At 43.8% G+C, this 18,641-nt stretch carries 21 protein-coding genes and 1 other annotated feature; of the genes, 6 read left to right on the forward strand and 15 right to left on the reverse strand.

What is annotated here, in order from left to right; genetic code table 11:
- The first annotated feature begins 288 nt into the window (after positions 1–288).
- Positions 289–1,812 (forward strand): ATP-binding cassette domain-containing protein, encoded by a 1,524-nt coding sequence (locus I2C87_RS04225; protein WP_195324052.1) that lies wholly within the window; start codon positions 289–291, stop codon positions 1,810–1,812.
- 34 nt (positions 1,813–1,846) lie between these two features.
- On the opposite strand, the gene proC is transcribed toward I2C87_RS04225, so the two are convergent.
- From proC to I2C87_RS04255, 6 genes are all read right to left on the reverse strand, one after another.
- Complete coding sequence (gene proC, locus I2C87_RS04230) at positions 1,847–2,662, reverse strand: pyrroline-5-carboxylate reductase (protein ID WP_195324053.1); 816 nt, start codon at positions 2,660–2,662, stop codon at positions 1,847–1,849.
- Positions 2,663–2,665: 3 nt separating this feature from the next.
- Entirely contained in the window at positions 2,666–3,910 is a 1,245-nt protein-coding gene (locus I2C87_RS04235) for a glutamate-5-semialdehyde dehydrogenase (protein ID WP_195324054.1), read from the reverse strand.
- 12 nt (positions 3,911–3,922) lie between these two features.
- The gene (proB, locus tag I2C87_RS04240; RefSeq protein ID WP_195324055.1) at positions 3,923–5,032 is read right to left on the reverse strand and encodes a glutamate 5-kinase; all 1,110 of its coding nucleotides are present in this window, start codon (positions 5,030–5,032) and stop codon (positions 3,923–3,925) included.
- A gap of 142 nt (positions 5,033–5,174) precedes the next feature.
- Positions 5,175–6,065 (reverse strand): RluA family pseudouridine synthase, encoded by an 891-nt coding sequence (locus I2C87_RS04245; protein ID WP_140813919.1) that lies wholly within the window; start codon positions 6,063–6,065, stop codon positions 5,175–5,177.
- Positions 6,055–6,516: a signal peptidase II gene (lspA, locus tag I2C87_RS04250; protein WP_195324056.1), complete on the reverse strand. Its 462-nt coding sequence runs from the start codon at positions 6,514–6,516 to the stop codon at positions 6,055–6,057. Before lspA ends, I2C87_RS04245 begins: the two co-directional genes overlap by 11 nt.
- Positions 6,517–6,519: 3 nt before the next feature.
- Positions 6,520–7,422 carry a LysR family transcriptional regulator gene (locus I2C87_RS04255; RefSeq protein WP_048690250.1) on the reverse strand — a complete coding sequence of 301 codons (903 nt, stop codon included), beginning with the start codon at positions 7,420–7,422 and terminating at the stop codon, positions 6,520–6,522.
- A gap of 510 nt (positions 7,423–7,932) precedes the next feature.
- Here I2C87_RS04255 and I2C87_RS04260 point away from each other — a divergent pair.
- From I2C87_RS04260 to I2C87_RS04270, 3 genes are all read left to right on the forward strand, one after another.
- A complete protein-coding gene (locus tag I2C87_RS04260; protein ID WP_195324057.1) occupies positions 7,933–8,586 on the forward strand; it encodes a hypothetical protein in 654 nt (217 codons plus the stop codon).
- Positions 8,587–8,965: 379 nt separating this feature from the next.
- Positions 8,966–9,496: a hypothetical protein gene (locus I2C87_RS04265; protein WP_195324058.1), complete on the forward strand. Its 531-nt coding sequence runs from the start codon at positions 8,966–8,968 to the stop codon at positions 9,494–9,496.
- A gap of 117 nt (positions 9,497–9,613) precedes the next feature.
- The gene (locus I2C87_RS04270) at positions 9,614–9,928 is read left to right on the forward strand and encodes a tyrosine-type recombinase/integrase (RefSeq protein ID WP_229046186.1); all 315 of its coding nucleotides are present in this window, start codon (positions 9,614–9,616) and stop codon (positions 9,926–9,928) included.
- 85 nt (positions 9,929–10,013) lie between these two features.
- Here I2C87_RS04270 and rpmA read toward each other — a convergent pair whose 3' ends face one another.
- The 6 genes from rpmA to I2C87_RS04300 form a co-directional block, all read right to left on the reverse strand.
- Positions 10,014–10,307 carry a 50S ribosomal protein L27 gene (gene rpmA / locus I2C87_RS04275; protein ID WP_003002805.1) on the reverse strand — a complete coding sequence of 98 codons (294 nt, stop codon included), beginning with the start codon at positions 10,305–10,307 and terminating at the stop codon, positions 10,014–10,016.
- A gap of 16 nt (positions 10,308–10,323) precedes the next feature.
- Positions 10,324–10,668, reverse strand: coding sequence for a ribosomal-processing cysteine protease Prp (locus tag I2C87_RS04280; RefSeq protein WP_006596492.1), 345 nt, complete (start codon positions 10,666–10,668; stop codon positions 10,324–10,326).
- Positions 10,669–10,683: 15 nt separating this feature from the next.
- Entirely contained in the window at positions 10,684–10,998 is a 315-nt protein-coding gene (rplU, locus tag I2C87_RS04285; protein ID WP_003007734.1) for a 50S ribosomal protein L21, read from the reverse strand.
- A gap of 33 nt (positions 10,999–11,031) precedes the next feature.
- Positions 11,032–11,118, reverse strand: a sequence feature (ribosomal protein L21 leader region).
- 106 nt (positions 11,119–11,224) lie between these two features.
- Positions 11,225–11,824, reverse strand: a complete 600-nt coding sequence (locus I2C87_RS04290) for a hypothetical protein (protein WP_195324059.1) — start codon at positions 11,822–11,824, stop codon at positions 11,225–11,227.
- 74 nt (positions 11,825–11,898) lie between these two features.
- Positions 11,899–13,119, reverse strand: a complete 1,221-nt coding sequence (gene thiI, locus I2C87_RS04295) for a tRNA uracil 4-sulfurtransferase ThiI (protein ID WP_195324060.1) — start codon at positions 13,117–13,119, stop codon at positions 11,899–11,901.
- Between the two features lie 21 nt (positions 13,120–13,140).
- On the reverse strand, positions 13,141–14,283 hold the full coding sequence (locus tag I2C87_RS04300; RefSeq protein WP_195324061.1) for a cysteine desulfurase family protein: 1,143 nt from the start codon (positions 14,281–14,283) through the stop codon (positions 13,141–13,143).
- 238 nt (positions 14,284–14,521) lie between these two features.
- On the opposite strand from I2C87_RS04300, the gene I2C87_RS04305 reads away from it, so the two are divergent.
- Positions 14,522–15,085 (forward strand): hypothetical protein, encoded by a 564-nt coding sequence (locus I2C87_RS04305; protein WP_195324062.1) that lies wholly within the window; start codon positions 14,522–14,524, stop codon positions 15,083–15,085.
- Positions 15,086–15,187: 102 nt separating this feature from the next.
- Positions 15,188–15,589, forward strand: coding sequence for a DUF6556 family protein (locus tag I2C87_RS04310; RefSeq protein ID WP_229046189.1), 402 nt, complete (start codon positions 15,188–15,190; stop codon positions 15,587–15,589).
- Between the two features lie 82 nt (positions 15,590–15,671).
- Here the strand turns inward: I2C87_RS04310 and rfbB are convergent, their stop codons facing one another.
- The 3 genes from rfbB to rfbA form a co-directional block, all read right to left on the reverse strand.
- Positions 15,672–16,718 (reverse strand): dTDP-glucose 4,6-dehydratase, encoded by a 1,047-nt coding sequence (rfbB, locus tag I2C87_RS04315; RefSeq protein WP_023026717.1) that lies wholly within the window; start codon positions 16,716–16,718, stop codon positions 15,672–15,674.
- A gap of 269 nt (positions 16,719–16,987) precedes the next feature.
- Positions 16,988–17,581, reverse strand: coding sequence for a dTDP-4-dehydrorhamnose 3,5-epimerase family protein (locus tag I2C87_RS04320; RefSeq protein WP_195324064.1), 594 nt, complete (start codon positions 17,579–17,581; stop codon positions 16,988–16,990).
- Positions 17,581–18,450, reverse strand: a complete 870-nt coding sequence (gene rfbA / locus I2C87_RS04325) for a glucose-1-phosphate thymidylyltransferase RfbA (protein WP_048717356.1) — start codon at positions 18,448–18,450, stop codon at positions 17,581–17,583. The genes I2C87_RS04320 and rfbA overlap by 1 nt, the downstream gene beginning before the upstream one ends.
- Positions 18,451–18,641 lie beyond the last annotated feature (191 nt).

An 18,641-nucleotide genomic window follows, 5' to 3' on the forward strand; every position in this document is an offset into this window, starting at 1 on the left:
CCCGAGTAGAAAAGAGAGGGTAAAGCAAGGATTTCCTTGACAAGAAGGAATGAAAGGAATAGAATAAAGCTAATCACATTCGGAGGTAAGGAGATATGAACAACTAAGTTTCGTTAAAAAAGATACTTTATTTAGTGGACTGCTTGTTCTATCTCTTTTTGTGTACCCTCTTGCCTATTGTCCAACTTCTTGTTGGCTATATTAGGTCTTTTTCTGCTTGGGTTCCACTTGAATACAGCTCTACTAAATAAGTAGAGCTGTTTTTTTGTCCCAGTAGAAAGGAATCTTATGCTAAAACTATGCCACCTCACTATCCGCCATACAAAAGATTTACGCGATTTGGTTCGCGATCTGTCCCTAACCATTCATGAAGGAGAAAAAGTTGCTATTATTGGCGAAGAAGGAAATGGAAAATCTTCCTTGCTTCACGTCCTTATGTCCCCAAAATCTCTACCAGATTATCTGACCATAGAGGGCGAAATCACCACTTCATTTCACTCCTATGCCTATATTCCCCAGACTTTGCCGGAAGCCTTGAAGGGAAAAAGCTTGGAAGAATATTTTTTTGGAGAAGACGAGATAGATTATGCCACCCTCTACAGACTGGCTGATCAATTGCAATTTGATAGCGACCGCTTTGCAAGCGACCAAGCTATTGGAAGTCTATCTGGAGGAGAAGCCCTCAAAGTCCAACTTCTTCACGAACTTTGTCGTCCTCATGAAATACTATTTTTAGATGAACCTTCAAACGATTTGGATTTGGAAACCCTAGACTGGCTCCAGCAGATGATCCAAACGAGCCCCCAAACCATTCTATTTATTTCCCATCATGAGGATTTTTTGACGCAGACTGCGGATACGATCATCCATCTAAGACAGATCAAACACCGCAAGGAGGCTGAAACCATTGTAGAGCACCTAGGCTATCAAGACTACAGTAGCCAGAGGGAGCAACAATTCAAGCAACAGACTCAGCAAGCTGCCAACGATCAACGAACCTACAAGAAAACAATGGAGAAGCATCGCCGCGTCCGTCAGCAAGTTGAAACCTCCTTACGAAACACTAAGGATAGCACCGCTGGACGTCTCCTGGCAAAGAAAATGAAGTCCCTCCTCTCACAAGAAAAGCGCTACGAGAGAGAATTCCAATCCATGACTTCCCAACCCTATGATGAGGAAATCATCCATCTGCATTTCCCTCCCCTCACTCCCTTGTCTCCTCAAAAACGAGTCCTTCTCTTAGATCAGGAAGAGCTCGCAATTGGTGATCGGGTCCTGGTCAAGAACCTCTCCCTTACTCTTCAAGGGCAGGACAAGATAGGGATTATCGGTTCCAACGGTGTAGGGAAATCCACTTTCCTAAAAATGATATGGAAAAGTCTACAGAAGAATGAAAGTATCCGCACTGCCTATATGCCTCAAGATTACACTGAGCGCCTCCCTTTAGCTCAAACACCCGTTCAATTTCTACAGCATTCAGGCGACCGGGAAGAAATCAACACCATTCAATTGCATTTAGCCTCCCTCAACTTTACCTATTCTGAAATGCACCATCCGATCTCTGAACTTTCTGGTGGCCAGCAAGGAAAACTCTTTCTCCAACAACTAGTGCTCACAAGTCCCCAATTTCTGCTCTTGGACGAGCCTACCCGCAATTTTTCCCCCACTTCCCAACCAGAAATTCGACGCCTATTCGCAGACTACCCAGGCGGACTAGTCACGGTCTCTCACGACCGGACCTTCCTCAAAGAAGTCTGCCAAAAAATCTATCGTCTGACGGAAAATGGTTTGGTAGAGATGGAGGCTCTCTAACGTAAAAAAGATTGGCCAAAACCAATCTTTTTTTCTATTTCTTCGCTACCTCTTGTCCCATTTCCTGGGTACGTTTGTAGGCTGCTTCCACTCCTGCAATAATGTCGCCCCGTAAGCCGACTTGTTCCAGGCGATTGACTCCTGCGATGGTAGAGCCACCTGGGCTACAAACTGCATCTCGCAAGCGGGCTGGGTGCTCGCCTGTCTCTAGGACCATTTGACTAGCTCCTTGGAAGGTCTGGGCCGCCATTTGCAAGGCTTGCTGTCGAGTAAGCCCTAAGCTTACTCCTGCATCTGCCATGGCTTCAATCATCTGATAGACAAAGGCTGGACCACAGCCTGCAACAGCAGTTGCAGGATCCATTAATGTTTCCTCGATTTCGTAGAGAGCCCCTGCTCCTGCTAAGAGCTGGTTGACTTGGGCTACTTGCTGATCTGTCACTGCTTGAGAGCGAGCCAGACTGATAACCCCTTGACCAATGGCTACGGGCGTATTGGGCATGATGCGGATGAGACCCACCTGGTCATTCTGGATCACATCAGCCATTTTTTCTAGCTCCAGGCCTGCAGCCATGGACACCAGCAAGAGATTGGAGCGTTGAGCCAAGATTCCTTGATACTCTTCTAGGAGAGGACAGATCTGGTAGGGTTTGACTCCTAGGAAGATGACCTCCGCTTCATTAAAAGCCTCTTCAAGATCAGACGCTGTTCCCCCATACTGGCTGATGAATTCTTCCCCCTTTTGAGAGGAGCGGTTGACCAAGAGAAGGTCTGTGGTGGCCACTTCTTTTGCGACCGCTTTGGCCAGACTAGCTCCCATATTCCCAAGACCGATAAATGCTACTTTCATGACTTACCTCACTTGACCATTTCCAGTGACCAGATACTTATAACTGGTCAGCTCACGCAAGCCCATGGGACCACGTGCATGCAACTTCTGGGTCGAGATGCCCATCTCACAGCCTAGGCCAAACTCTCCACCATCTGTGAAGCGGGTCGAAGCATTGACATAAACAGCCGCCGAGTCTACCTGGTTGCTAAAGAGTTCAATGGCTGTCGCATCTTCAGAGACAATGGCATCTGAATGATGGGTACTGTGGGCTTCGATATGAGCAATGGCTTCTTCTACAGAAGGAACGACCTTGACAGCCATGACATAATCCAAGAATTCCGTATCAAAGTCAGTCTCAGAAGCTGGTGAACCGTTAATGATTTGCTGGGCTTTAGCATCCAAGCGCATCTCCACTGGTACCGGAGCCTCTTCTACCAAGACTTTCTTCACTAGTGGCATAAAGTCACCAGCAATAGCTTCGTGCACCAAGAGAACTTCCATTGCATTGCAGACGGATGGTCGGCTGGTCTTGGCATTCTGGATGATATTGAGAGCCTTGTCTAAATCTGCCACCTGATCGACATAGACGTGGACAATCCCAGTCCCTGTCTCAATCACAGGGACAATTGCTTGCTCTACAACTGCCTGGATCAAGCCAGCACCCCCACGTGGGATGAGAAGGTCTAGATCCCCCTTGGCCTTCATCATAACCAGACTGCTCTCCCGACTGGTATCTTCGACCAACTGTATGACAGCCGGATCAATGGTGGTTGCTTGCAAGCCTGTTTTTAAGGCGTTAACGATGGCATGGGCTGTCTGATAGGCATCCTTACCACTGCGCAAGACAACAGCACTCCCACTTTTCAGGGCCAAGGCTGCTGCATCAGAGGTCACGTTGGGACGACTTTCATAGATAATCCCAATGACCCCCATGGCCACTCGTTTCTTCTGAATGACCAAACCGTTCTCCAGGGTCCGCTCCTCCAAGAGTTCTCCCACTGGATCAGGTAGGGCTGCCACTTGGAGAATTCCATCGGCCATGGCTTGAATCCGCTCTTCTGTCAAAAGTAGGCGATCCAGCATTACCTCCGAAATCCGGCCCCGAGCTGCTTCCATATCCAATTGATTAGCAGCCAAAATGTCAGCTGTGGCATCAACCAAGGAGTTGGCCATCGCTCTTAAGGCTTTATTTTTCTCATCACTCGTTGCAGTATTAATACTTTTTTTGGCCTGTTTAGCCAGGCGAATCTGATCGATCGTCTCCATCTAATCCCTCCTTTAAAATTCTGTAAATAAGAGTTCTACCTCAGGTGTGATGGTAATCCAATCATCCCGGTGAATGACGATGCCCTTTGGCTTTTGACCATGGAGCAAATCTTTAATGGCAGCAGCCCCTAAGCGGGTACGCCCTTTCCCAATGACCTGTCCAGTCTCTGCATCATGAACCGTGATAATATCGGAGAAAGAGAAGGCTCCCTCAACCTTTACCACACCAGACACAAGGATACTCTTGCCCTCTTCTTTAACAGCCTTAACCGCTCCTTGATCCAGCCATACAGACCCTTGACTAGGCGCATAGAAGGCCAGCCATTGTTTCTGATTGCGCAAAAACTTATCCTGAGCTGTAAAATAGCTGCCATCCTGAGTTTTCTCTGCCGCTTCTAGAAGAGCATCTTCTTTCAAGGATGAACAGATGTAAACAGGAACTCCTGACTCTGTGGCAATGGTGGCTGCTTTAATTTTTGTCAGCATGCCTCCTGTCCCATTGCTTGAGCCTGCTCCACCGGCCATCTCGATAATGTCCTTGCTGATTGAGTCAATCCGTTCCAAACGCTTGGCAGTCGGATCCTTTTGGGGATGCCCTGTATAGAGTCCATCCACATCCGTCAGCAAGACCAAGAGATCTGCCTGAACCATGGCCGCCACTTGGGCACTCAGGGTATCGTTGTCTCCAACCTTGAGTTCTTCAATCGAAACTGTATCGTTCTCATTGATAATCGGAATGGCCCCTCTTTGCAAGAGGACAGAGAGAGCCTGGTGGGCATTTTTATAGCGGCGTTGGTCGACAAAGTCATCCTGGGTCAAGAGGACCTGGGCAGATACGATGTCGCGTACCAGTAGATTAGAGGTATATTCTTCTAACAGAAGACCTTGGCCAACTGCTGCAGAAGCCTGCTTATCCGCAATCTTGGTTGGGCGTTTTTTAAAGCCCAGTGCACCAAATCCAGCTGCGATCGCACCCGAAGAGACCAAAATCAATTCATGCCCTTGCTCATGCAAGAGAGCCAGTTGCTGGGTGATGGCCTTGACCTTGCTCCGAGACAAGCTCCCATCTTGATTGGTCAGGGAAGAGGTCCCTACCTTAAACACAATTCGCTTATTCTTCATCCATTCATTCTCCAGAGTATTCGATTGTAACATTATACCATGAAAGCCTTAAAAATTACTAAGAGCAGACCAGGAGCGCCGTTTCCCCACAAAAAAACGAGTTTGAACCACAAGAGGTAAACTCGTTTTGATGATTGAATGCTTATCCTTGACGGAGCTGCTCCAAGGTTTCTTGGAAAATCTCCGGTACCTCCACTGAAAACTCCATGACTTCTCCCGTCCGTGGATGGGTAAAGCCCAGTGTCTTAGCATGAAGGAATTGGCCATGGCCTTTCAAAGTCTTGCGAGGACCATAGACTTCATCACCAGCGACCGGATGGCCAATGTAGGCCATGTGAACCCGAATCTGGTGGGTCCGTCCTGTCTCCAATTGCAACTCGACCAAGCTATAATCCCCGAAACGCTCCAAAACATGGAAACGGGTCAGAGCTGGTTTTCCTTTGGCTGTCACAGCCTGCTTCTTGCGGTCCTTGTCACTCCGTCCAATCGGCGCCTCAATGACACCCCGATCGTTGGGAAGATTGCCGTGGACAATAGCCCAATACTTGCGCAGGGACTTCTTAGCCTTGAGCTCATCTGCCAAGGCTACATGAGCTGCATCATTCTTAGCCACCATGAGAAGGCCAGAGGTGTCCTTGTCAATCCGATGGACGATCCCCGGACGAAGCTCCCCATTGATCCCTGACAAGTCCTTGATGTGATACATGAGGGCATTGACCAGGGTCCCACTAGTATGCCCGGCACTAGGATGGACCACCATGCCCTGGGGTTTATTGACCACTGCGACATCCGCATCCTGATAGACAATCTCTAAGGGGATATCTTCTGCCTCGTAGGTCACTTCTTCCACTTGAGGGACTTCATAGCTGATAACATCCCCTTCTTTTACGGTATATTTGGCCTTTTTGACTTGACCATTGACGAGGATTTTTCCTTCTTTGATCTGCTCATTGGCCAAGCCACGTGAGAGTTCAGTCAACTCTGAGACGGCCTTATCCAGTCGCGCTCCAGCGACTTCTACTCTAACTTCCATGGCTCTCCTCTCTCAATAGATAAATCAGTAGCAGTCCCACACCGATGGTTAAATAGATATCTGCTACATTGAAGATGGCAAAATTCATAAAATCCAAGTGGAACATATCGACGACAAAGCCCTGACGGAGCCGGTCAATAAAGTTGCCAATACCACCAGAAATAATCAAGGTCAACCCCAACAAAAGCCAAATGGAACCTTTGATATGACGATAGAGATAGACAAAGGCTGCCCCCATCGCAATCAGGGTAATGATGGTAAAGAACCACTGTTGGTTTTCTAACATGGAGAAAGCCGCTCCAGAGTTCTTGAGGTAGGTCAGACTGACCACTTTGGGAATGAAGCGACGCATCCCCCCTAGCGGGATCTCCTTGACCACATATCCTTTCACCGCTTGATCTAGGAGAATCAAGATGAGGATACTAATAAAAATACTTACTTTTCTCTTCATTACCTACCTCTTCTCATCAAAGTAGGCTTCCATGACTTGGACAAACTTCTCGGCTACCGGTGAGAGATCTACCTCTTCCCGCTTGACATAGACCATTTTATTATTCAGATCATCGATCAAGGGGATAACGGTAATGCCATTCACCGACTGGCTATCCAAGAAGCCAGAACCGGTCGCATAGGCATCGGTCCGCTCTAAGATCCCATTCAGGGTTGCGCGGTCCGTCACATTGAAGAGCTGGGAACTGCTACTCGTATCGACAAAGTTCTCCGAATAGTAGAGATATTCATCCTTTTCCTGGGTAAAGCGAACAGTCGGTAGGTGTGCCAAGTCCTCCATCACTAGGGATTCTTTCTTAGCTAATGGATGGCCCTTGCGCAAATAGATATGGGTCTGGAAAGGAATCAGGTCAACGACTTCCAAGCCCAGTTTATCCACCCGTTGCATGATCCCTTTTGTATTTTGCTTATTGAGGTAGATAATCCCCAATTCACTATGACCCTGAGCCACTTCATCCAGGATTTGAACCGTTGTCGACTCAAAGATTCGGAAGTCTTTGTTCTCCGGATAAAGGACTGAGAATTGGGTAATCAAAGGGGGAAGGAAATCATAGTGCTGACTCGAGATCGAGAATTCCTTCTTTTCTTCCTCAGGATTGGCATACTGGTTTTGAAAAACATCAAAGCCCTTGACCAATTCTTGGGCCTTTTCATAAAATTCCATCCCGCGGCGGGTCAAGAAAGTCCCTGAACTAGTCCGACGGAAAATTTTAAAACCCAGTTCCTTCTCCAAATCTCTCACAGAGATGGACAGACTCGGCTGACTGACGTACATTTTTTCGGCTGCTTCACGAAAAGTACCACTATTGGCAATCGCGACAACATAGCGTAATTGTTGAATATTCATGACTTCTTCCTTCTAACAATATCACTCCATTATACCATAATCTAGAAGATGAAAAAAGATGGGGACATCAATCGAGAGAGAGCAAAAAAACTCTCTGATGGCACTGCACCCAAAAAGTTAGACTGAAAATCTAACTTTTTGGGGTGTTTTTATTGTTAAATTATCATACAATGATAAGCTTAAAATTTTTGAACTCAGAAAGCAAGTGCAAAACTTCAAGCAACTTTCAAATCAATTAGATGTGGATAGTTCTGGACTATATTATTAGCCTTCGACCCTTTTGCTACTCATTTTTTTAGAATCATAAAATTTTAAATTTCTGTAAAACCATAGTAAATCATTTGATCGAACCAATCGGCATATTGGGTTTTGACTTCTAGCTCCTTGTCAGTTGTCTACCCCACACCGATGTTTCCTGACTATCATTCTAAGTTTCATTGATAAGTTCGTTAATAGTATTCCTTTCTAAATTTGATATAATAAAGATAATAAAGTTTGCGGGGTATAATTATGACAGAAAAAATTTGTTTTATTGTGACTGCTATCGGAGAATCTGGTACACCAACTAGAGAACGTTCTGATAAGGTATATAAGTATTTAATTGCTCCTGTTTGTGAGGAGTTGGGTTATAAACCTATTCGCGTTGATCACGTTAATGCAGTAGATAATATCAATGAAACTATTATCAATCATTTAAAGACAGCTCCTATGGTCATAGCAGATATGACAGACCACAATCCAAATGCTTTTTATGAACTAGGCTTTAGACAAGCGCTTGAGCTTCCTCTTGTTCCAATTATAGAGAGCGGAGGAAAGATACCTTTCGATGTAATCACAACTCGTACTGTTTTTTACGATACAGATGTCTCAAAAATAGAAGAATCAAAGAGTAATCTTAAAGCTAAGATAAAAAGTTTTGAAAACTTCAAAATGCCTGAGAAAGATTCCCGTGAACTACTGACTTTAGAAACTGTCAACTCAAACATGAACAAGAAATTAGATAAGATAATCAATTATTTGGAAAAAAGTGATTATTCTCCTCGTATCAATTCATTTTCAGATAGTATAACTAATTCGTTAATTAAAAATGGTCTGACTTTAAACGATAATTCTAGAATTTCTCAGATTCAGATTCCGCGATTATTCCAAGAAGATAAGAAATAACTAGTTTTTGCCATTGTTGATTTTTAGTATTTTCTTCAATTTTGCTGTTTAAAAGTATAATTGTCCTCAAAATATCATTGAGGGCATTTTTTTCATATTCCCTTCCTATTCTCCTAAATCAAGCCCGCTTTCGTCAAGGCCCAGGACATCACACACTCGGTTCTTCAATCTGTCACTGCCCTTCCAATATTTCAGCAATTCTGAAATGGTTGGCTTCTTCACTCAGCAAGCACGAGCGAGGTGCGTTTGTGTCATTCCTTCTGAACTCAATTTCTCTTTGACCAATTGAATCTATTTTTGATGTTGTTGGCTCATATTCTCTCCTCTCTATTTCTCTCTCCTTTTTGCTATAATAAAAGCAGAAAGGAAGGTGAATTTTATGTCGCCAATTACTAATGAAAATGTCCAAATTTGGACACTATATGTAACTGTGATTATTGCTGTAATCGGTTTTATTTTAAATACCATTTCACTCTGGCAAACAAAGAAAGCAACAGAGGATATGGCAAAGCCTTATATTAATGTTTATGTAGATGCATATGCAGTTAAAAATCAACAACGTACCTATGTTTTTAAAAACTTTGGCCAAACTCCAGCATATATCGATAATATTCAGATAGATGGAGAATTGGATTCGTTGAATTCTATTCACCGCTTCGACTCACTCATCGGAAATATGATTGCTCCAGGACAAAAATTTACATCATCAATACAAGAAGGTTATAAAGGTCGAATCACACTGACAATTACCTACTCTGATAGAAGGAAAAACAAATATACAGATAAGTTTGTACTTGATGCTACCGTGGCATCTGCAATGCTCTACACAGTAAACGAGAGCAATAATAGCGACTCTCCTGCAACAGCTATCAGACAATCGACCATGGCTTTATTACGCGATCTACGATAGCCTCATCTCAGAATGATTTTTACAGTCATAGTGAAAAAATAATAAGATCATTTCCCAAACTCCAAAAACTAAAAAGGCCAGCGAACAATATCGCTGGATCCAAAAACTATTGAAAATTTGAAAGATTGGCACAAATACAGTACAAAAGGCTTACTATTTAAAAATGAATCAGGCAGCCCTAAAAGTATTGTGCATGTCAATAACTTGCTGAATCTAGTTTGGAGGAAGTACCCTGATTTCAAACGAATCACACCTCATGGATTTAGGCATACACACTTCTCACTACTCTTCGAAGCTGGTGCTACTATCAAGGAAGTCCAGGAAAGACTCGGTCATAAGAATATTCAAACCACTATGGACATCTATGCTCACGTCACCCAAAAAGCAAAAGATGAAGTAGCTGACAAGTTCGCTTCTTACATTGGTTTTTAAAATATGGGTATCAGCGTGGGTATCAAAACAAAAAAAGAGGCTCTCCGAAAACTCGGAAAGCCTTATTTAATGCTGCTTAGAGCGATTATTTTGCGATTGGGTAAACAGAAACTTGTTTCTTATCGCGACCTTTGCGTTCGAAGCGTACTACGCCTTCAACTTTAGCGAACAAAGTATCGTCTCCACCACGTCCAACGTTCACACCTGGGTAGATGTGAGTACCGCGTTGACGGTAAAGGATAGATCCACCTGTTACAGTTTGTCCATCAGCTGCTTTAGCTCCAAGACGTTTAGCTTGTGAATCACGTCCGTTTGATGTAGAACCTCCACCTTTTTTGTGGGCGAAAAGTTGCAAGTTAGCAAGATTCAATTTCAACATAATTGTTTTCCTCCAGTTAGTTTTCTGTGATAACTCTTGTTTGGACGAACTCTGATGAGTTCTCCGATAAGTTTGCCATCCCTAAGAAAAATGATTCAAAGAATAGTTGGGTCATTTCTCTTTGATGAGGTGGAATGTCTGTCGGGATTGTGACCCGCATGAAGCCACCCTCTTCTTCGTTTAATTCTAGTTCCGGTTCATAGCCTGCAAATTTCTCAACTGAGTTGACAAAGTTAATGGCAAGCGTAGAAACCGATGCACACACGACATCTAAGCCGTATTCGCCACTTTCGGCGTGACCAGTAATTTCTGCACTCCTCAGCTCGCCATCTTCGGCTCGTTCAAAGACTGCTTGTATCATGTGTTCTCCTAAAAATTAAGCGTTGATTGCGTTGATGACAACTTTAGTGTAAGGTTGACGGTGACCTTGTTTACGGTGGCTACCTTTTTTAGGTTTGTACTTGTAAGTAACAACTTTCTTTTGTTTTCCTTGTTTTTCAACAGTTCCAACAACAGTAGCTCCTGAAACAAGTGGAGTTCCGACAACAGTGTTTTCACCACCAACAAGAACAACTTCGTTAAATGTAACTTCTTGACCAGCTTCAACGTTCAATTTTTCAACGTAGACTGCTTGACCAACTTCAACTTTAACTTGTTTTCCGCCAGTTTTAATGATTGCGTATGTGCTCATTATGCACCTCCTATGTATTTTTGGGTTTCCCCGTATTTTGTGAAGACTCGCCTAGCATCGTGGGACGAACCACTTAAGCTCAAAGGATGAGCAACGATGATCGAGCGGTTGCACAGGCATGTGCATAGTCAACTCTCTAAGTATATCACTTCTACTAACCTTTGGCAAGTGATTTCATTTAATGAAAACGGATTTTCAAGTAAATAGCCTCATTCTTTACTTCCATTTATTTCAAATATACAATCTGCCCTTCTTGATTGACATGAACCTCAATAGCTATCGGAGGCTTCAAATGTTTTTTAGCTGATCTGGCAAGACTTTTATTACTATCTGAAACATTGACCTTTCGCTCTTTCCCATCAACCGTAATAGTGAAGGTAATTCGAGAATAGGTAGACTTGCTTCCTCCTGTCTCCGTATCAACACCAGTAACTAAAGCCGTTTTTAGCTCGGTTGTCTGATTAGTAAAATAATTGTAGCGCCAAACACCATTGGTCACACGATATCCTTCATAAGCAGGAAAGATAATAAATATAGGAAGAGAGCCAATTATTGTAACAAAAATAGCTCTGCCCTTACTTTTATGGCTTTGACGTATGATTTCCCATTTATTTCTCATGGCCCTCTTGACAGAGCCAGCTTCCTTAATACTTAAATGAAATCCCCAAAATAAGAGAGCATACAAGCTCAGGAAAATCTGAAAATGAACTAAGAGACCAAGTAAATAAGTCCAACTGGGCATTCCAAACAGCAAAGCATTATCTTGTCCATCTTTCCAAGACAATGCTCCCATGAGCCCACTCAAAAAGGAATCCCATTCGTTCATAAATACCCCCTCTTATCTTCAGCATTAATGGATACAATTCCAGATTCTTTCAGTAAAAAGCTACTTCTAAACTCCTACAACAGCCCTTCAATCAGCTCGTCAACTTCATCAGTCTCTGCTTGTGGTCTGATCTCAGTAATCATGATGCCTGCTACCGCACGCTCAACTAAAGCTTCCACATCCATACGTTGCTCATACTGCTCCGCATTTTTGAGTTTCGGATTAGTCTTTGGACGATCCGGTGCAAAGATGGTACAGCAATCTTCGAAAGGCTGGATAGAGATTTCAAAGGTATCGATGGCCTGGGCGATGTCAATAATCTCCAACTTGTCCATGGTCACCACTGGACGGATGACGGGCGTATTGGTCACGGCATTGATGGCCTGCATGCTCTCCAGTGTTTGGCTGGCAACCTGACCAAGACTTTCCCCATTGATGATGACTAGGCCACCACGAATTTGACGGATACGGTCTGTAATGCGCATCATAAAGCGACGGGTCAGAGTCATGAGATAAGCTTCCGGCGCCTTGGCTTTAATCTCTTCTTGAATCTCAGTAAAAGGTACCTCGATAAACTGGATATTGCCCCCAAACTTGGTCAATTTACGAGTTAAATCGTGGGCTTTTTTCAGCGCACCAGGACTGGTATAAGGAGGGCTAGCAAAGTGGACCGCCTCTATGTCCACACCACGCTTCAAGGCTAGGTAACCCGCTACTGGAGAATCAATCCCACCAGATAGCATGAGCATGCCTTTTCCAGAAGTTCCAACCGGCAGACCACCTGCTCCCTTAATGGTTTCATAAGAGATATAAGCTGCTTCTTCCCGGATCTCTACTTGGAGGTTGATATCCGGTTTTTTCATTTGGGCTTGGATACTTGGAAGAACTTCAAAGACAGCGCCACCCAAGGTTTGATTGAGTTCGCGACTATCGAGCTCAAAGGTATGGTCACTTCGTCTGCTAGAAATCTTGAAGGTCATCCCTTCCTGGTAGATTTCCTGCATGATTTCTTGAACGGCTGAAATCAAGGCTGGGACAGATTTTTCAATCTTGTAGACGGGTGAAAAATTTTGAATCCCGAAGACCTGTTTGAGGGATTCAGCTACCTGTTCATAATCCGTTCCATTTAGATAGGCATGGGCCCGGTCCCGATCGGCTGTCACTTTGACAGCTGGGTAAATGGACAAGACATCTGAGATATTATTACGCAATTTATTAATAAAGCGCATCCGGTTCTTTCCTTTAGTAGAAAGCTCCCCATAGCGGATCATAATTTCTGAATAAGTTAATGGCATAGTAACTTCCTTTTCTTTTCCTTAACGCACCTTTCGCGTCTTTTCATAGATCAGTTTGAACTTGGTCAAAAATTGCTCGACCTGACTCATGTCATTTTCGAGATCGAGGCTAAGACGGACAGCTGTTTGCGCCAGAGCCTTATCGACTCCCATAGCGATCAGGGTTCCAGCTGGTTTGCCAGCCTTGGAAGAACAGGCAGAGGTTGTCGAGATATAAATCTCATACTCTTCGAAAGCGTGGACGATGACTTCTCCTCGCACTCCCTTAATACCAAAAGTTAAGATATGGGGTGCAAAGCCCTCATCTCCTGAGAAGACAGTCACATCTGGGTAATGAGTTAATTCCTCACGAATGACTTCCTTCAACTGATGGCATTTACGCTCAAAATCCTCTTGACGCTCCATCGCCAAGCGCAAGGCCTTGGCAGTCGCTGCAATTCCAGCTAAGTTCTCAGTCGTCGAACGAAGGTCCTTTTCTTGTCCGCCACCTGTTAAGAGGGGACTAATCTTTTTGCCTTCTTTGAGATAGAGGAAACCAACCCCACGAAGTCCATGGAACTTGTGACCGGAGAAGGTCGCTAGATCCACCCGTTCTGGCAAATAGAGAGCGGTTGAAACCTTAGCCAGCGCCTGAACCCCATCGACATGGAAAGTGATGGTCGGACGATCCGCCAATAGGTCTGCAATAGCTTGAATCGGCTGGATAGAACCCACTTCATTATTGACAGCCATGATCGAAACGAGGGTTGTATCCGGACGCAAGAGTTTTTCCAGCTCTTCTACTTGGACAAAGCCATGCGCATCGACTGGAGCAATATCCACTTCAAATCCTTGACCTTGTAGCCAAAGGGCCGATTCCTTCACAGCTGGATGCTCAATAGCTGAGACAATGATATGCTTTCCATAAGGAGCTTTTTCAAAAGCAACTCCCTTGATCGCCCAGTTGTCTCCTTCAGTCCCACCTGAGGTGAAATAGATTTCTTCTGCTTTCTTGCCTAGGAGGGAAGCAATCTGCTTACGAGATGCCTCCAAGATCCGAGTCGCTTGACTTCCCAGGTTGTGCAAGCTGGAGGGATTGCCCCAAATTTTGCTTGCGACTTCCGTGTAGGTAGCCAAGGCCTCGGGATAAGGTTTGGTTGTTGCTGAATTATCAAAGTAAATCATCTTCCACTCTCTCCTAATCAATTTTCAATCATCTTATTGTAACATTTATAGGTTGGAGGGACAAGGATTTGGCAGGCTTCATTTTGTTCCTAGTTTCAGACAGAAAACTTGTAAATTTCTCAAAATAGCTTATGATGAAGATGGAGAGTTTTGTAAAACGCTTACAAGAACCCCTGTTGTTTTTTATGACCTACTCAAGTCCAGAACTGGAACTGATTGAAGTTACAAGGAGACAAGCATGAAACGACCGATCTATTTTTCCATTGCACTAGCTGGAAGTCTTGCTCTTGGAGGACTACTCACTGTCCTACCACCACTTCCATTTGCCCTCCCTTCTGCCCGACTAGCCTGTCACGGTAAAGGACAGTGTGACCTACAACAGCCCTTGGAGAAGCCACCATACTTTAGGGAAGATGAAGGCAGCCTCCGCGAAATGAGCCTTATCCAACCAATCCCTGGTGAATCCGATAGCCACATCGAATTCAAATGCTTGGTCGAATATAATGGCTGGTTCCGTCGTATCATCCGTGTCAAAGATGTAAAAGTGATTTCAAAAACCAAGGAATTCAAGGGTAAGATTGACTACTCTATCCCGGATCCAAACAAGATAGAGATTCAGGCGAATGGCCAGTTTATCTCTCCTAATGACTCCTCTAGTTTTAGTAACCATGAAATCATCAGCCAGCCTAGTCAAACAAACCAACCAATTTCCGTCTCTGAAAAAGGACAGGCAAACTTTGCAACGTCCTCTGAAGCAAGCGAGACTCAAAACGTCCAGTTTGAAAGCAATTTGAAATTTTAAAAACCTCTTCCATTTCTTCTTAGACATTTTCATAAAAATAACGTATAATGACTAAAGTGTTCACATAAAAGAACCAAATATGAAATGAAGAGGAAACAGATTATGTCACAATACTCACGAAAAGAAAAACACCAAGACAGCAACAGACCATCAAGAAGCGAAAAAGTGAAACAGAGCCTTTCTTTATTCCAGATGATTGTCGCAACGATTGCTAGTCTTCTCGGTATTATCGTTACTTCCTTTACTATTTACAGTATCATGAAACCAACAGCTAAAACAGAGGAGAAAAAAGATGGCTCCACTAGCGTTGTGGTTGTCCATGAAAAGGATGGATCTGCTACTGATTCAAGTGCCACAGGAACAGATACCAGTGCTAGCAGCAGCCAAGCATCGGAAGCAAGCTCTGAACAAACTGATTCATCACAGGCAGAAACCAGTGCCAGTGAAGCACCTGCAGACACAACACCATCTGCTACTGATACCGAATCATCTGCTAACCAGTAAAAAAAGACCATTTGGTCTTTTTTTGTTTCTAAAATAGAAAAACCTCTGTCGGTCAGAAATCCTGATCAACAGAGGCTTGTTTTTATTTGATCACTTCTTGTGTTTTCGCATAGTTGGCTTCGACAGCTTCTTTTTCAGCTTTCCACCAGTCTTGGTTATCTGTATACCACTTAATAGTTTCTTCCAAACCTGCTTCGAAGTTTGTGAATTGTGGTTCCCAACCTAATTCTTCACGCAATTTTGTTGAATCGATGGCGTAACGCAAATCGTGACCCGCACGGTCTGTTACACGGTCGTAGGCATCTTTTGGTTGTCCCATTTTTTCAAGGATCAACTCAAGCACTTCTTTGTTGTTCTTTTCACCATCGGCACCGATCAAGTAAGTTTCACCGATACGGCCTTTAGTAAGAATCGCCCAAACACCAGTTGAGTGGTCGTTGGTGTGGATCCAGTCACGGACGTTCTTGCCTTCACCATAAAGTTTTGGTTTGATACCAGACAAGATATTGGTAATTTGACGTGGGATGAACTTTTCGATGTGTTGGTATGGTCCATAGTTGTTTGAACAGTTTGAAATGGTTGCCTTAACACCGAAGGAACGAACCCAAGCCTTCACGATCAAGTCTGAAGCAGCCTTGGTTGATGAATAAGGGGATGATGGGTTGTATTTGGTTTCTGCAGTGAATTTTTCACCAGGACCTTCCCCATGTCCAGGAAGATCTTCTCGCAATGGAAGGTCTCCATACACTTCGTCTGTTGACACGTGGTGGAAACGAATATCGTATTTACGAGCAGCTTCCAAGAGTGTGTAGGTACCAATGAAGTTTGTGTGGATAAATGGTGATGGGTCATTCAATGAATTGTCATTGTGGCTTTCAGCCGCATAGTGAACGATCGCATCAGCCTTAGCAGCCAGTTGGTCAACCAATGCTGCGTCAGCAATGTCACCCACAACCAATTCAACACGGTCCCCAAGGATTTCTTCGATGTTGGCACGGTTACCTGCGTAAGTGAGTTTGTCAAGGACAGTCACATGCACGTCTGGATGGTTGTTGTAGACATAGTGTACGAAGTTTGAACCGATGAAACCAGCGCCACCGGTTACGATGATATTTTTGTATTCAGTCATTTTTTCTCCAAAAAATTGTTTTTTCTTTATCGTTCCTTAAATCAATCTTTTTTTAGCTTTCCTTAGGTGAGTACGGACGTCAGCGAACTTCGAAGAAGTTCCATGACTAAGTTTTGAGCCTAGTGTCTCAAAACTTCCGAGCACCTGAAACACAATGGTTCAGGTGCTTTTTTCACGGCGGAAAGCTAAGCATATAGCTCGCTTCGCTCGTTTATAGCAAACCTAAAAACTATATAATAATTGTCTTGATTGTTTTAAGAGCTTCATTTTTACAAATCTTCTGCTTTTAGGGGTTTGACGTCTTTGAGCAATGGGTGGTTCTTATCTGCTTCTGAGACTTCTGCTGCTTCCAAGTTTTCCCATTGGATGTCTAGGCTTGGGTCTGCATAGTTGACAAAAGCATATTTTGGCTTGAGCTCCAATGCCCAGTAGTCATTGACCAAATAGCTGTAGGCTACTTTATCAGACAAGACTTGGAAACCATTGGCTACGCCACGAGGAACAAAAATCCCTTTAGAGGCATCGATCACAGTTTGGTAGGTATTCCCGAAGGTCTCACCTTCACGAAGGTCTACCCAAGTTCCAAGAACCTTTCCTTCATCTGCCACAGAGATGTACTTGTCCCAAGGTTCTGCATGCAGACCACGTAAGACATGCTTGCGCGAGAAAGAAACGTTATTTTGCAACTTGCCTTCGGCAAAGAAGCTTTCAGGAAATCCAAGAGGAAGCATTTTTTCCTTTTGGAAGTTCTCCTTGAACCAACCACGGTTGTCCCCATGAACTGGAATATCAAACTCCATCAAACCTGGAATCGCTTCAATCTTGCGGGCTGCTAATTCTTTTCCGAAAAATTGTTCTGTCATTAAGCTTCTCCAATCAAACGGAGCAAGTATTGTCCGTATTCATTTTTCTTAAGAGGTTGCGCCAATTCATGGACTTGTTCTTTGGTGATATAACCCATGCGATAGGCGATTTCTTCAAGGTTGGCAACTTGGACGTTTTGCAAGCGTTGAACAGTTTCGATATATTGAGAAGCCTGCAAGAGACTTTCGTGAGTTCCTGTATCCAACCAAGCAAAACCACGACCCATGAGCTCAACAGAGAGATCTCCACGCTCCAAATAAGCCTTGTTGACATCGGTGATTTCAAGCTCTCCACGAGGACTTGGTTTGATGTTTTTAGCAATCTCTACTACATCATTGTCATAGAAGTAAAGTCCTGTCACCGCAAAGTTGGATTTTGGATGCTCTGGTTTTTCTTCGATAGAGATAGCATTCATATCTGCATCAAACTCTACCACACCAAAACGTTCTGGATCTTTAACTTGGTAACCAAAGACAGTCGCCCCTTTTTCTTTTGCTTCAGCCCGTTGCAACATCTTGGTTAGGCCATTTCCATGGAAGATATTATCTCCAAGAACGAGGGCAACATGATCGTCACCAATGAACTCTTCACCAATGATAAAGGCTTGTGCTAAGCCGTCTGGGCTTGGTTGCTCTGCATAAGAGAGGGAAATCCCAAGTTCAGAACCATCTCCAAGAAGCTCTTCAAAACGAGGAAGATCTTGCGGAGTTGAGATGATCAAGATTTCTTTGATCCCTGCTAACATAAGAGTTGACAATGGGTAGTAAATCATTGGCTTGTCGTAAATGGGCATCAACTGTTTGGAAGCGGCACGAGTCAAAGGATACAAACGAGTACCCGAACCACCGGCTAAAATAATACCTTTCATAATGTTAGGCCTTTCTACGTATTCATTACCCCTATTTTATCATGTTTATATAAAAAAGTCACCTTGCATTTGTGTTGCAAGGTGATGACCGGAGATGAGAGTTGTAGAATTGTTAGCATTGGTCTTACTCATAATTCAAATAGATTACTGCTCCTTGACTGAGCCGTCTGAAAACCTTACCTTGTAGTAGA

This window comes from Streptococcus sp. 1001283B150225_161107_H12, assembly GCF_015552665.1.
Classification (GTDB): domain Bacteria; phylum Bacillota; class Bacilli; order Lactobacillales; family Streptococcaceae; genus Streptococcus.